We start from the raw sequence: 12,850 nt of genomic DNA, 5'->3' as shown, positions 1-12,850 counted from the left end.
GCTCAGACCGCCTCTCCGGCGCGGGCGGCGGCCAGCCGCACGGCGTCGAGGATCTTCTCGTAGCCGGTGCACCGGCACAGGTTGCCCGACAGGGCCTCGCGGATGTCGGCGTCGGAGGGCTGGGGGGTGCGCTCGAGCAGGTCGTCGGCGGCCACGAGCAGGCCGGGGGTGCAGAAGCCGCACTGCACGGCCCCGGCGTCGACGAAGGCCCGCTGGACGACGGAGAGCCCGCCTTCCCCCGCGCCCGAGCGGGCGGCCAGGCCCTCGACGGTGACCACCTCGCGGCCCTCGGCCTGCCCCGCCGCGACCAGGCAGGCGCAGACCGGCACCCCGTCGAGGCGGACCGTGCAGGAGCCGCATTCGCCCTGTTCGCAGGCGTTCTTGGAGCCGGGCAGGCCCAGCCGCTCGCGCAGCACGTACAGCAGGCTCTCGCCCTCCCAGACGTCGTCGGCCGTCTGCGGACGGCCGTTGACGGTGAGCCTCACGCGCATCGTGCTTCCCTTCCCTCGGCGTGGCGGTATTCCTCCCAGACCCAGCCGAGCGTGCGGCGGGCCATGACGGCGACGGCGCGCCTGCGGTAGGCGGCGCTGCCGCGCACGTCGTCGATGGGGTTGCAGGCGCCGGCGGCGAGCTCGGCGAACTGCGCGGCCACCGACGGCGGTACGGGCCTGCCGGAGTCCCAGTGCCCGCCCTCGGCGAGCGCCGCGTCCAGGAACTCCTCGGCCGCGCGGGCCCGTACGGGCGTGGGGGCGGCCGAGCCGATGCCGGTGCGCACGGTCCGGCCGGCGGGGTGCAGGGCGATGCCGAAGGCGCACACGGCGATGACCATGGCGTTGCGGGTGCCGACCTTGGAGAACTGCTGCGGGCCGGTGGCCTTGCGGATGCGGACGGCCCTGATGAGTTCGTCCGGGGCGAGGGCGTTGCGCTTGACGCCGGTGTAGAACTCCTCGACGGGGATCAGCCGGGTGCCGCGCACCGACTGCGCCTCCACCTCGGCGCCCGCCGCCAGCAGCGCGGGGTGGCTGTCACCGGCCGGGGAGGCGGCGCCGAGGTTGCCGCCGACGCTGCCGCGGTTGCGGATCTGCGGGGAGCCGACGGTGCGGGCGGCGAGGGCGAGGCCGGGCAGCTCGGCGCCGAGGTGGTCGATGACGCGCGTGTAGGGGACGGCGGCGCCGAGACGGACGTCGGGGCCGTCGGTCTCCCAGGCGTGGAGCTCGCCGACGCGGCCGAGGTCGAGGAGGTACTCCGGACGGCGGTGATCGAAATTGATCTCGACCATGACGTCCGTGCCGCCCGCGATGGGTACGGCGGTGGGGTGCTCCGCCTTGGCGGCGAGCGCTTCCTCCCAGCTGGCAGGGCGCAGGAAGTCCATGGGGGCTCTTCTCGAGAGGGGGCTGCATGTCCTGTCTCATGTCCTGTTTCGCGCGGCGCACGGCCAGTACAGCGATGCCGCGACCGGCGGGTGCAGTCACCGAAAACATGAAGCGGTTGGCTGGCCAGGGCCCCTGTCTTGTAGATTCGAACGAAAGACGGGGTTCAGAAACCTCACTGCATTCCACTGGTTACAAGAAGACAGATCGGCGGCGACCCACGATGCGGCTGCGCGCACTGCTGGAGACCGAGGCGCTGGGCCTTCGACTGCTCGGCGGCGAGGACGAGCTGGACCGCACGGTGCGCGGCGTGATGACCACCGACCTGCGCGACCCCAGCCGCTACCTCTCCGGCGGCGAGCTGGTGCTCACCGGGCTGGCCTGGCGGCGGGAGCCGGCCGACTCCGAGCGTTTCGTGCGCATCCTCACGGCGGCCGGCGTGGCCGGGCTCGCCGCGGGCGAGGCGGAGATCGCCTCGACGCCGGACGACCTGATCGAGGCGTGCGCGCGGCACCGGCTGCCGCTGTTCTCGGTGCACGAGACCGTCTCCTTCGCGTCCATCACCGAGCACGTGGTGCGGCAGGTCTCCAGCGAGCGCGCGGGCGATCTGGCGGCCGTGGTGGACCGGCACCGCCGGCTGATGACGGGCGGCCCGGCGGGCGGCGGCCCCGAGGTCGTCCTGGACCTGCTGGGCTCCGACCTGGACCTGCGTGCCTGGGTGCTCTCCCCCACCGGCCGTCGGATCGCCGGCTCCTCGCTGCCCGGGGCGGGCGCCGAGCTGCCCGCGGCGGTGGGTGCCGCGCTGGCCGGCGAGCACCTGGCCGCCTCCCGCGCCGGCCGGCGCGGGCCGCACCGGGTGAGCGTGGCCGGGAGCACGTACTCCCTGTTCCCCGTCCGCAGCAGCGGCCGCGCCGTCTCCGCCCGGGACGTGCGCGAGACGGTGCTGTCCGACTGGCTGCTGGCCGTCGAGGCGGACGCCGGGGACTGGCCGGAGGAGCGGCTGGACCTGCTGCACGGCGTCACCCAGCTGATCGCCGTCGAGCGCGACCGGCGCGACGCGGCCCGCACGGTACGGCGCCGCCTCGCCCAGGAGGTCCTGGAGCTGGTGCAGGCGGGTGCCGCGCCCGCCGAGATCGCGGCCCGGCTGCGGGTGGCCGCGCCGGTGCTGCTGCCGGGGCTGGGCACCGCCCCGCACTGGCAGGTCGTCGTGGCCCGCGTGGAGTGGGAGGACGGTGACATCCCGGGCGGCCCGGTGGCCCAGGCGCTGCTGGAGGAGGTGCTGGTCGACCCGGAGGCGTCCGGGCCCGAGCCCTCCGACCGCATCGCCGTCGCCCACACCGGCGACGAGGCCGTCGCCCTGGTGCCGCTGCCTGCCGTGCTGACCGGGACGGACGAACCGGCGCCGGCGGGCCTGCACGCCGACACCCTGCTCGCCTCCGTCCGCGAGCCGCTGGCCGCGGGCCTGGCCGACGACGGCCGGCTGACCTTCGGCGTCAGCGCCTCCGTCCACTCGGCCGAGGGCCTGCGCGGCGCGCTGGAGGAGGCCCGGCACGCCCGCCGGGTGGCCGCCGCCCGCCCGGGGCGCGTGTGCGCCGCCGGCCACCAGGAACTGGCCTCGCACGTCCTGCTGCTGCCGTTCGTCCCCGACGACGTCCGGCGCGCCTTCACCGCGCGCCTGCTCGACCCGCTGCGCGACTACGACCGCCGCCACCGCGCGGAACTCATCCCCACGCTGGAGGCGTTCCTGGACTGCGACGGCTCCTGGACGCGCTGCGCCACGCGGCTGCACCTGCACGTCAACACGCTGCGGTACCGGGTGGGCCGCATCGAGCAGCTGACCGGCCGCGACCTGTCGCGCCTGGAGGACAAGCTGGATTTCTTCCTGGCGCTGCGCATGAGCTGAATGATCATTCTCCGGCACTTTGTGAACTGATTCACACCTGACCCTTGGCCGCGCCCCCGTCTTCGTGCTGAGATCGAAGCAGGCTTCCAGCTCGACGGCGCGCTTGGGGAGGGCACTGTGGCGGATACCGCCATGCGGAATTCTGGGTTGCCGGAGCCACATCCTCAGGGGGACGACCCCCTCGAACGCGCCGTCTGGCGGCTGCGCTCGAGGGCCTGCTGGGAGGACGCCGCCGCGCTGCTCGCCCCGCGCGCGGCCACGGAAGCGGGCCCGGCGCTGCGGCGCACGGCGGTCCTCGTCGAGCGGTGCGTGTTCACGGGAGAGGGCTGGGGCCCGGCCGAGGACTCACTGCGGTCCGCGGAGGCCCTGGCCACCGACGACGAGGAGCGCGGGGCGGCGGCGTGCGAGCGCGGCCATCTCGCCTACGCGTCCACCCTTCTGGGCGTGCGTGACCGGGCCGACGAGGCCCGGTCCGCGCTGGGACGGGCGGCGGCACTCCTCGGCCCGCACTCACCGACGCGCCCCGTGCTGGACTTCCGGCGCGGACTGATCGCCCAGCACCTGTCCGACAACCCCTCCGACGCCACCGCCGCCTTCGAGCGCGCCCACGCCGGCGCGGACACGCACGGCCACCGGCTGCTGCTGTCCTTCACCTGGCGGCACGTGGCGGCCATGGCCGAGCACGACGGCAGACTCCCCGAGGCCCGGCACGGCTTCGCCGAGTCCCTGCGGATCCGCGAGGAGCTCGGCTACCTGGTGGGCATCGCCCCGGCCCTGGCCTCACTGGCGGCCGTCCTCCCTGATCCGGCGGAGGCCGCCCGCCTACGGGCGGAAGCCGGGCGCCTGGTGCGGCTGCTGGGCGGAGTACCGGCGTGGCTGGCGACGCGGTTGCGGTGACTTTTCCCCACCCCGCCCCTTCCCGTAACCGGGGCTCCGCCCCGGACCCCGTTGGCCTCAAACGCCGGCCGGGCTGCTGTGCTCTGGCCTCAATCGCCGGCCGGGCTGAAAAGCCCGGCCGGCGATTGAGGCCTTACGGGAAGGGGCGGGGTGGGGGAGAAAAACCGCAGTGCCGACTCGCCACCGCTTCCACGGCAGCCAGGTCACCCGCCACGAGCGCATCCAGCAGCACAAAGTGCTGCCCCGCATCGGCCACCGGATCCCCGCCCACCGACCACTGCGCCCGCCGCTGCACCTCCCCGGCCACCGCTACCAGCTGCCGGTTCCCCGACAGCTCCAGCAACGCCCGGTGGAACGCCCGGTCGGCCTCCGCGTAGGCGGCCCGGTCGCCGCCGGCGGCCACGGCGGCGGCCGTCTCGGCCTGCGGCCGCAGCTCGTTCCAGCGGCACGCGGGCACCGTACGGGCCAGCCGCAGCAGCACCGGCACCTCGAGGAGGGCGCGGACCTCGGCGAGGTCGGCGAGGTCGCGCGGGGTGCGGCTGGCGACGCGGAAGCCGCGGTTGGGGACGACCTCGACCGCGCCCTCCAGCGCCAGCTGCTGCATCGCCTCGCGGACGGGCGTCGCCGACACCCCGAACCGCTCGCCGAGCGCGGGGCCCGAGTACACCTCGCCGGGCACGAGCTCGCCGCTGACGAGCGCCCTGCGCAGCGCGTCGAGCACCTGACCCCGTACCGAGTAGCGCTGCGGCGCCCGGCGCGCGTACCGCTGGCTGTCGTCGTGGGTGTGCTCACCCCGCACGCCCGGCACGCCCGGCGTGGCCTGCTCCGGTACGGCGGCGGTGGGCCGCGATACTGCGGTGTGGGGTCTGCCCTGCTCCATTGGGGTCCTCCTGGTCTCAGTCGGAACCATAGGCGGCGGTTCCGGCAGTTCAAACCCCGGCCACGACGGGTAAGGTAAGCCTTACCTGCCTACGATCGGGAATCGGTGGTCACCTCCATGTCTGCTGCACCGGCAGCCTCTCCCGTCGCGGACTCCTACGCCCGGCTGACCGAACTCCTCCCGGCCGTGACGATCCTGTGCGAGCCCCCGCGCAGCGGCGAGGGCTGGGTGACGGCGGCCGACCTCGCCGCGGGCGGGGCGGGGCTCGACACGTTCCTCGACTGGGACGTCGAGCAGGTCCAGCGGGACTACGGACTACGGGCCCGGCCCGACGTGGTCGCGAGCTTCGGGCTGCACCGCTACGCCTGGCACGTGTGCCTGCTGTTCACCCTTCCGTGGTTCCTGCAGCGCCGCGTGGTCCGGCTGCCGCTGACGGCGGTCTCCCTGCACCGGGCCAGTGGCCGGATCACGGCGGAGGCGAACGGTTTCGCCCATCTGCCGGGCGACCCGGCGGCCGGCTCGCCGGGAGCGAGAGCCGTGCCGGACGAGGAGGCGCTGCGCGCGGAGCTGCGGGCCGCGGTCGCCGCGCACCTCGGGCCGGTACTGGAGGGCTTCGGACCGCGCATGCGGCGCGGCGCGCGGGCGCTGTGGGGCATGGCGACGGACGAGACCGCCGAGGGGCTCTGGCACGTGGGGCGGTTGCTCGGCGAGGAGGAGCGCGCCCGGCACGAGCTGGAGCTGCTGCTGCCGGGGGACACGGCCCCCTACATCGGCGGCGCCCGCTTCCGCGAACTCACCCTTCCCGGCGGCGTTCCGGCACCCACCCGCGACCGCGCGAGCTGCTGTTTCTTCTACACTCTGCGGCCCGAGAACACCTGCATCACCTGCCCCCGCACCGCCGACGCCGACCGCGTGGAGCGGCTGTCAGCACGCTGAAATGGCAAGGCCACTCCATCCGGTGGAGTGAATAGAACTCAATTCCCTTCCCACTGGGCGGCGTTCGAATTTCTTCGTAGCTCTCCGTATATCCTTGCCGTCCATTCGCGGGGAGTTGCCGTGAAACCCCTTGGCATGCGACCGGGTTCCGTCAGGATGGCGCGCGAAACCCCGTACTGCATGCAAGGGACGCAAGATGAGAGTGACCGACATACCGCTGAATTGGGTGCTTCCCAGTGCCGTGGCGCTCATCGGGGCAGTGGTGGCGGTGACGGTGTACGCGCGCGGCCGGCAGTCCGGCCCGGAGGACACGGCGGCCGGCACGGACTCCTGGGAACGCAACGAGGAGCGCAGACGCCGCAAAGAAGCCATCTACGGCAGCGCCTCCTACGTACTTCTCTTCTGCTGTGCCGCCGTGGCCGCGGCCCTCTCCTTCCATGGCCTGGTCGGCTTCGGTCAGCAGAACCTGGGGCTGACCGACGGCTGGGAGTACCTGGTGCCGTTCGGCCTCGACGGGGCCGCGATGTTCTGCTCGGTGCTGGCCGTGCGCGAGGCCAGCCACGGCGACGCGGCGCTGGGCTCCCGGATGCTGGTGTGGACGTTCGCGGGCGCCGCCGCCTGGTTCAACTGGGTGCACGCGCCCCGGGGACTGGACCACGCGGGGGCCCCGCAGTTCTTCGCCGGCATGTCGCTGTCGGCGGCCGTGCTCTTCGACCGGGCGCTGAAGCAGACCCGCAGGGCCGCGCTGCGCGAGCAGGGCCTGGTGCCCCGCCCGCTGCCGCAGATCCGGATAGTGCGATGGCTGCGGGCGCCGCGCGAGACCTTCGGCGCCTGGTCGCTGATGCTCCTGGAGGGCGTCCGTTCCCTGGACGAGGCCGTCGAGGAGGTCCGCGAGGACAAGCGCCAGCGCGCCCAGCACCGGATGCGCCGCCGGGAGGCGGGCAAGCTCGAGCGGGCCCGGATCAAGGCGTACAACCGTCAGCACCGCATGTGGGGGCGTTCCCGCGGTGGCCGGCAGGTCGAGGTGACCGGCCCCGCGATGCCCCCCGCCGCCCAGATCGGTTCCCAAGCGGGGGCGGAGCCTTCCATAGTCGAGTCGGGGCAGCTTCCGGTACGGTCCCGGCCCCTCCAGGCGGTAGGCAGGCCCGACCCCATCGACCTCACCGCGGAGGACGACACCCAGGCCATCCCTCGACTCGACTCACTGGAGGCAAAACTCGCCCAGATCGAGCGCCAGTTCGGCTGACCCTCGCACGCCCTGAGCCGCCGCGTACGAACGGCTCAGGGCGCGCGGGCGTCCAGCTCGAACCAGACGGCCTTGCCGACGCCGTGGGCCCTGACGCCCCACCCGTCGGCGAGGGCGTGGACGAGTAACAGGCCCCGCCCGGACGTGGCGGTGGCCTCGACGCCGGGCCCGGAGCCGTTCCCGCTCCGGGCCCCCGTCACGTCCGGGCGCAGGGTGGGGGGCCGGGCGAGGAAGTCCCGCACCTCCACCCGCAGGCGGCCGCGGACCGCCGGCGCGGCGCCGCCGCTGAGCCGGGCGGTGACGACCGCGCCGCCGTCGGTGTGCACCAGCGCGTTGGTGACCAGCTCGCTCGCCAGCAGTTCGGCGGTGTCGGCCCGTCCGGGTTCGCCCCAGCGGTCGAGCAGCGCGCGCAGTTCCGCGCGGATGCCGGCGACGGCCGTCAGGTCCTTGCGCCGGAGCCGTCTCTCCCAGTGCGGCCCCGGGACCGGCGGATCGCATTCCGCGGCCTTCTCCCGGGCCGTGCCGTCCGCGGACCCTCCCCTGTCCTCGCGCCGTTCCGCGCCCGCCCGGTGTGCAGTCCGCCGTTTCATCCCTCGCCGCCCCGACCCCTCCCCGGCGCCCCGGCATCGAACACGCTCACGGCAAATGCATGCCCCACGTTCGCCGGAATGACGCCTGTTGACGCATCAACATGGTTATACGACCGGGATGCGGGAGCCTCTTGTGCGGCACCCGGAAAACTGCCAGGGAGTGGGGCGGCGGCACGGCGGATTCGGTGAAATCACCGGCGGGGCGGGGTGGTGCGCGCTACAGCTCCCAGACCGCGCAGGCGGAGCGGTCGTCGGCGTATCCCTTCACGCGCAGTTGCGCGTCGGCGAGGAACTCCGCGAGTCCCGGTGGTTCCTCCCGCGTCCACCGCTCGGCGAGGCGGACGCCGAGCTCGGGCTCGCCCCGCATCGGGTCGGCGAGGCCGGCGGTGCACAGCAGCAGGGTGTCGCCGGGACGGGCGACGGAGGCCCGGAAGCGGAAGGGCTCGCTGGGTACGTCGGCGGGGTCTATGACGGGCGTGGTCCCCGGTGTGGGGATGCCGAGGTCCACGGTGATCCGGTCGGCGGGGGCGTACGCGTCGGCGCCGGGCCCGTGACCGGCCGCGGGTTCGGCGGCGTCCGGTTCGTTCGGCCCGGGGTCCAGGTCCTGCCAGGCTCCGTCGCGCAGCCGGAAGAGGCCGCCGGCGCCGACGCCGAAGAACACGCGCGTGCGGCAGCGGACGTCGGCCGGCAGCAGCAGACAGCGCAGCCCGGCGGCGTACTCGGCGGGCTGCAGGCCCAGTTCGGCCGCACGGCCCCGCAGCCGGCCGTAGGTGCGGTCGGTGAGCCGGTGCAGGCCCGACTTCAGCTCGTCGCGGCGGCCGGCGTGGATGTCCTCGGCCAGCCGGGCGTGACTGCGCCCGACCGCGCCGCCGATCCACTCGCAGACCTCCCGCGCCGCGCGGTGGGCGCCCTCGGCCGCGCGGGCGCCGCTGGCCATGGCGACGAGCAGCAGCGCGTCCCGGCCGCTGCCGAACCGGGCGGTGAGCAGGGCGTCCCGGCGCGGTTCGCCGCGGTAGCGGGCGGAGTCCCCGCGCAGGGAGGCGGCCCGCAGCGTCATCGCGCCGTAACGGGCGCCGTCGAGCACGGTGTCGGGCACCAAATCCTCCAGCCCGCCGGGGTCGGCGGACGGCCAGGCGGTCGGCTCGGCGTCGTACGTGGGGGGCCTGCGGCCCACGAACTCGGTGACGCGCAGGCGCGTTCCGTTCCTGCGCGCGGGGCTGCGCTCCGGCGCGGGCGCGGGCGGCGCGCCGGCCTCCACGGCGCCGGGCGCGCCAGGGGACTCCGAGGCGTCGGTCACCTCGGGGAGAACGGGTGCGAGGGGCGCCTCGGCGATCCCCGCTCCCCGGGCGGCGCCCGCGATATTGGCGAGGCCGGTGAGGTCCGCGACGCCGGTGACGTGCGCGATGTCCATGATCCCGGCGTCGTCCGGGATGTCGGGGACGTCGGGGACGTCCGGCGACACCGTCTCCGCCGGCGCCCGGGACGCCTCGGCCGGACCGTGCGGCTCGAGCGGTTCCACGGGCTCGAGCGGTTCGAGCGGTTCAAGGGGTTCGAGGGGTTCGAGGGGTTCGAGGTGTACGGGCACGGACGGGGGCGGCGGCGAGACCCGGGTCCTCGGGTCGGGGGGCGGCGGGCCCTCGGGCCGGCGCGCGGGGCCTGCGGGCGGACGCGCGGGACCTGCGGGCGGGCGCAGTTCGGGCGGGCCGTCGAAGCCGGGCCGGCCCTGTGGCGGGGAGGCGGGGACGGGCAGCGTGCCGTGGCCGGGGGCCGGCCAGCGCTTGGCCTGCCGGGGCACTCCGCGCGAGAGGGCGGGCGAGAGCCCGGACGGGGACGCGGACGGCGGTCCCGGCAGGACGGGGCCGGCGCCCGGTGGCTCGGCGGCTCTCGGCCGCCGGGACTCGGGGCGCGGACGGACCGGTTCCGGCCCGACGACCGCCGAGGCGGAGGAGAATCTCTCGTCGAGGCTGTCGCCCGCGGCGGCCGCGCCGGTGTCGGGCTCACTCCTGCCGTACAACTCGCGCCACCAGGCGTCCTCTTGTTCGGCGTAATGGTCCCCCTGCTGACTCATGCCCTTATTGTCCACACTGCGGGGCATACGGGAAGAGTGCACGGCGAACACCACCCCAGGGATGATGTCCACAGGCGCAACACGGTTGTGGTGTATGGGGAGGGGTGTGACGTGCTCGGTGCCATGGGTGTGGACGTCATCCGGCAGTCGGTGCAGGGGGAATGGGCGTCCGGGCCGGACGCGGTGGAGGTGGTGACGGGAGCGGAGGCGGTCGCCGGGCGGCTGCTGCGGATGCGGCTGGGCGCGGCGGAAGAAGTGTGCGCCATGTTGACGGGCAGAGCCCTGGGGTTGACGGACAGACCCTGGGCCGCCGTCCCGGACGACGCGGGTGCGGTGGCGCACCGGACCGTCGTCGAACACGCTCCGGCGGGCGGGCGGCCGGCCGCGGCGGGGCTGCGGGTGGTCGACCGGATACCGGCCGAGCTGGTGATGGCGGACCGCAGGGTCGCCCTGGTGCCGCTGGCGTCGGGCACGGCCGAGTCGGCGGCCCTGGTCGTCCACGCCGGGCCGTTGCTGGACCGGCTGGTCGACCTCTTCGAGGACGTCTGGCACGAGGGCCGGCCGCCGCTGCCCGCCGGCGGCGGCCCGGCGGGCTGCCCGGCCGGGCCCGACGCCACGGATCTGCGGGTGCTGTCCCTGCTGCTGGCGGGGCTGACCGACGCCAGCGTCGCCAAACAGCTCGGCCTGGGCCTGCGGACGGTGCAGCGGCGGGTGAAGCGGCTGATGGAGCTGGCCGGGGTGACCACCCGGCTGCAGCTGGGCTGGCACGCCGCAGAGCACGGATGGACCGAACGGCGCTGACGCGCAGCCGGGGGCGCACATTCATAACGCGCGCGCCCGGTGAGCGATCAGTGCCGGCTCAGACAGCCGCCCCCTCGAGGTCCAGCAGCAGCCGCTTGCGCTCGAGGCCGCCCGCGTAGCCGGTGAGCGAACCGTCCGCGCCGATCACCCGGTGGCAGGGCCGCAGCACCAGCAGCGGGTTGGCGCCGATCGCCCCGCCGACCGCGCGCACCGCGACCCGCGAGGCGCCGATGCGGGCGGCGAGCTGCCCGTAGCTGGTGGTGGCGCCGTACGGGACGTCGTCCAGCGCGTCCCACACCTTGCGGCGGAACTCGGTGCCCTGGACATCGAATTCGAGCGCGAAGTCCTTCGACTCCCCGGCGAAGTAGGCCGCCAGCTGGCGCCGCGCCTCGTCGAAGGCGGCGGGCTCGCGCCGCCAGTCGTCCCGCACGGCCGGCGCGTTCTTCTGCCCGGGGACGGACAGCGACGCGATCGCGGTGCCGCCGGGCGCGGTGACGGAGGGCCGGCCGGTGAGCAGCAGCAGGCCCAGCGGGCTGTCGATCTCGGTGTAGAGCATGGTCAGTCGTCCTTCGCGGCGGTTCGGGGGCGGTTCGGGGGAGCGTTCCACAGGTGGTGCACGGCGTAGGAGCGCCAGGGCCGCCAGGCCTCGGCGTCGTCGGGCCCGGCGCCCACCGCGGCGAGCCCGTGGCGCACCCCGGCGTCGCCCCGCAGGAAGACGTCGGGGTCGCCGAGCGCCCGCATGCGGATGTAGCCGGCCGTCCAGGGGCCGATGCCGGGCAGGGCGAGCAGCGCCCGCTCGGCGGCGTCCCGGTCCGCGCCGGCGTCGAGGCGGACCGTGCCGTCGGCGAGGGCGCGGCCGACGGTCCGCAGCGTGCGCCGGCGCGCGTCGGGCATGCCCAGTTCGTCGAGGGCTGCGTCGGCCAGCGTGGCGGGCTCGGGGAAGACATGGGTGAGCCCGCCGTCGGGTACGGCCAGCGGCTTTCCGTACGCGGCCACCAGCGTGGCGCCCAGCTGGGCCGCGGCCGCCAGCGAGACCTGCTGGCCCAGCACGGCCCGTACCGCCAGCTCCTCCGCGTCCGCGGCCCCCGGCGCGCGCAGCCCGGGGCGGGCGGCCACCAGGGCCCTCAGGTGCGGGTCCGCGCCGAGGCCCTCGGCGACGGCGTAGGGGTCGGCGTCCAGGTCGAACAGGCGGCGGACGCGCTGGACGGCGGTGGACAGGTCGCGGGGGTCGGTCAGGTGCAGCCGGCAGTCGAGCCAGTTGCCGTGTCCCGCCGCGCCGGACCGCGGCTCGTGGACGTCGGCGACGCCCGTGCCGTAGGGCAGCCGCAGGGTGCGGCGGTACAGCCGGGCCCCGGGGGCGCCCGTCATCTCCTCGATACCGGTGATGGCGCGCCGGCCGAGGAAGTCGAAGATCTCGCGCGCGGCGTACGGGCCCCGGTGGGCCAGCCGCAGCGGGATGCCGGCGGGCGCCGGGTCGCCGGAGGGCGCGGCGGCGGAGCGGCCGCGCAGTTCGCTGGGGGTGCGGGCGTAGACGGCGCGGACGGTGTCGTTGAACTGCCGGACGCTCGCGAAGCCCGCGGCGAAGGCGACCTCGGTGACCGGCATCCGGGTGGTCTGCAGCAGGACGCGCGCGGTGTGGGCGCGCTGGGCGCGGGCCAGGGCCACGGGTCCGGCGCCCAGTTCCTCGGTGAGCTGGCGCTGCACCTGGCGGGAGCTGTAGCCGAGGCGGGCGGCGAGCCCGGGGACGCCCTCGCGGTCGACGATGCCGTCGCCGATCAGCCGCATCGCCCGGCCGACCAGGTCGGCGCGCACGTTCCACTCCGCGGAGCCGGGGGCGGTGTCGGGGCGGCAGCGGCGGCAGGCGCGGAAGCCGGCGCCCTGCGCGGCGGCGGCCGAGGGGTAGAAGCGGACGTTCTGCCGCTTGGGGGTCACCGCTGGGCAGCTGGGCCGGCAGTAGATTCCGGTGGTCTTCACGGCGGTGAAGAACTCGCCGTCGAAACGTGCGTCCCTGCTGCTCACCGCCTGGTAGCGGAAGTCGTCGAGTCGGCTTGCGGTGTCCGTCATGCGTTCCAGTCTGCGGCACCGGCAGGGCCGTCACTGGCGGAAATCGGACATGGCCCTCGCCCGGGGGCGAGGGCCATGCGGCAGCGCGGAGGCAG

The 12,850-nt window shown here is 75.2% G+C and carries 12 protein-coding genes; 5 read left to right on the top strand and 7 right to left on the bottom strand.

The window, feature by feature from the left end; all coding sequences use genetic code 11:
• Positions 1-2: 2 nt before the first annotated feature.
• A complete protein-coding gene (locus ACIG36_RS09705) occupies positions 3-491 on the bottom strand; it encodes a (2Fe-2S)-binding protein (RefSeq protein ID WP_399924768.1) in 489 nt (162 codons plus the stop codon).
• Positions 482-1,372, bottom strand: coding sequence for an FAD binding domain-containing protein (locus ACIG36_RS09700; protein ID WP_399924765.1), 891 nt, complete (start codon positions 1,370-1,372; stop codon positions 482-484). Before ACIG36_RS09700 ends, ACIG36_RS09705 begins: the two co-directional genes overlap by 10 nt.
• A 221-nt stretch (positions 1,373-1,593) precedes the next feature.
• On the opposite strand from ACIG36_RS09700, the gene ACIG36_RS09695 reads away from it, so the two are divergent.
• Together ACIG36_RS09695 and ACIG36_RS09690 are read left to right on the top strand one after the other, a co-directional pair.
• Positions 1,594-3,273 carry a PucR family transcriptional regulator gene (locus ACIG36_RS09695; protein WP_399924762.1) on the top strand — a complete coding sequence of 560 codons (1,680 nt, stop codon included), beginning with the start codon at positions 1,594-1,596 and terminating at the stop codon, positions 3,271-3,273.
• Between the two features lie 132 nt (positions 3,274-3,405).
• The gene (locus ACIG36_RS09690; RefSeq protein WP_399924759.1) at positions 3,406-4,170 is read left to right on the top strand and encodes a hypothetical protein; all 765 of its coding nucleotides are present in this window, start codon (positions 3,406-3,408) and stop codon (positions 4,168-4,170) included.
• A gap of 133 nt (positions 4,171-4,303) precedes the next feature.
• On the opposite strand, the gene ACIG36_RS09685 is transcribed toward ACIG36_RS09690, so the two are convergent.
• Complete coding sequence (locus ACIG36_RS09685; RefSeq protein WP_399924755.1) at positions 4,304-5,050, bottom strand: GntR family transcriptional regulator; 747 nt, start codon at positions 5,048-5,050, stop codon at positions 4,304-4,306.
• 117 nt (positions 5,051-5,167) lie between these two features.
• On the opposite strand from ACIG36_RS09685, the gene ACIG36_RS09680 reads away from it, so the two are divergent.
• Positions 5,168-5,986 carry a (2Fe-2S)-binding protein gene (locus ACIG36_RS09680; RefSeq protein ID WP_399924752.1) on the top strand — a complete coding sequence of 273 codons (819 nt, stop codon included), beginning with the start codon at positions 5,168-5,170 and terminating at the stop codon, positions 5,984-5,986.
• Positions 5,987-6,182: 196 nt separating this feature from the next.
• Positions 6,183-7,232 (top strand): DUF2637 domain-containing protein, encoded by a 1,050-nt coding sequence (locus ACIG36_RS09675; RefSeq protein ID WP_399924749.1) that lies wholly within the window; start codon positions 6,183-6,185, stop codon positions 7,230-7,232.
• Between the two features lie 35 nt (positions 7,233-7,267).
• Here ACIG36_RS09675 and ACIG36_RS09670 read toward each other — a convergent pair whose 3' ends face one another.
• Complete coding sequence (locus ACIG36_RS09670; RefSeq protein ID WP_399924746.1) at positions 7,268-7,822, bottom strand: ATP-binding protein; 555 nt, start codon at positions 7,820-7,822, stop codon at positions 7,268-7,270.
• 217 nt (positions 7,823-8,039) lie between these two features.
• A complete protein-coding gene (locus ACIG36_RS09665; protein ID WP_399924743.1) occupies positions 8,040-9,890 on the bottom strand; it encodes a protein phosphatase 2C domain-containing protein in 1,851 nt (616 codons plus the stop codon).
• Between the two features lie 111 nt (positions 9,891-10,001).
• Between ACIG36_RS09665 and ACIG36_RS09660 the strand changes: the two genes are divergently transcribed.
• Positions 10,002-10,691, top strand: a complete 690-nt coding sequence (locus tag ACIG36_RS09660) for a winged helix-turn-helix transcriptional regulator (RefSeq protein ID WP_399924740.1) — start codon at positions 10,002-10,004, stop codon at positions 10,689-10,691.
• Between the two features lie 58 nt (positions 10,692-10,749).
• On the opposite strand, the gene ACIG36_RS09655 is transcribed toward ACIG36_RS09660, so the two are convergent.
• Complete coding sequence (locus ACIG36_RS09655; protein WP_399924737.1) at positions 10,750-11,247, bottom strand: methylated-DNA--[protein]-cysteine S-methyltransferase; 498 nt, start codon at positions 11,245-11,247, stop codon at positions 10,750-10,752.
• 2 nt (positions 11,248-11,249) lie between these two features.
• Positions 11,250-12,755, bottom strand: a complete 1,506-nt coding sequence (locus ACIG36_RS09650) for a DNA-3-methyladenine glycosylase 2 family protein (RefSeq protein WP_399924734.1) — start codon at positions 12,753-12,755, stop codon at positions 11,250-11,252.
• Positions 12,756-12,850 lie beyond the last annotated feature (95 nt).

Origin of the sequence: Streptomyces sp. NPDC053048 (assembly GCF_044547045.1) — a bacterium.
Taxonomy (GTDB): domain Bacteria; phylum Actinomycetota; class Actinomycetes; order Streptomycetales; family Streptomycetaceae; genus Streptomyces.
This window is presented reverse-complemented; position numbering and strand designations above follow the sequence as displayed.

Excerpts from the sequence above, each read along its gene's own strand:
- ACIG36_RS09650 (WP_399924734.1), bottom strand. The coding sequence starts at position 12,755 with ATGACGGACACCGCAAGCCGACTCGACGACTTCCGCTACCAGGCGGTG.
- ACIG36_RS09655 (WP_399924737.1), bottom strand. The coding sequence starts at position 11,247 with ATGCTCTACACCGAGATCGACAGCCCGCTGGGCCTGCTGCTGCTCACC.
- ACIG36_RS09665 (WP_399924743.1), bottom strand. The coding sequence starts at position 9,890 with ATGAGTCAGCAGGGGGACCATTACGCCGAACAAGAGGACGCCTGGTGG.
- ACIG36_RS09695 (WP_399924762.1), top strand. The coding sequence starts at position 1,594 with ATGCGGCTGCGCGCACTGCTGGAGACCGAGGCGCTGGGCCTTCGACTG.
- ACIG36_RS09680 (WP_399924752.1), top strand. The coding sequence starts at position 5,168 with ATGTCTGCTGCACCGGCAGCCTCTCCCGTCGCGGACTCCTACGCCCGG.
- ACIG36_RS09675 (WP_399924749.1), top strand. The coding sequence starts at position 6,183 with ATGAGAGTGACCGACATACCGCTGAATTGGGTGCTTCCCAGTGCCGTG.
- ACIG36_RS09685 (WP_399924755.1), bottom strand. The coding sequence starts at position 5,050 with ATGGAGCAGGGCAGACCCCACACCGCAGTATCGCGGCCCACCGCCGCC.
- ACIG36_RS09670 (WP_399924746.1), bottom strand. The coding sequence starts at position 7,822 with ATGAAACGGCGGACTGCACACCGGGCGGGCGCGGAACGGCGCGAGGAC.
- ACIG36_RS09705 (WP_399924768.1), bottom strand. The coding sequence starts at position 491 with ATGCGCGTGAGGCTCACCGTCAACGGCCGTCCGCAGACGGCCGACGAC.
- ACIG36_RS09700 (WP_399924765.1), bottom strand. The coding sequence starts at position 1,372 with ATGGACTTCCTGCGCCCTGCCAGCTGGGAGGAAGCGCTCGCCGCCAAG.
- ACIG36_RS09690 (WP_399924759.1), top strand. The coding sequence starts at position 3,406 with ATGCGGAATTCTGGGTTGCCGGAGCCACATCCTCAGGGGGACGACCCC.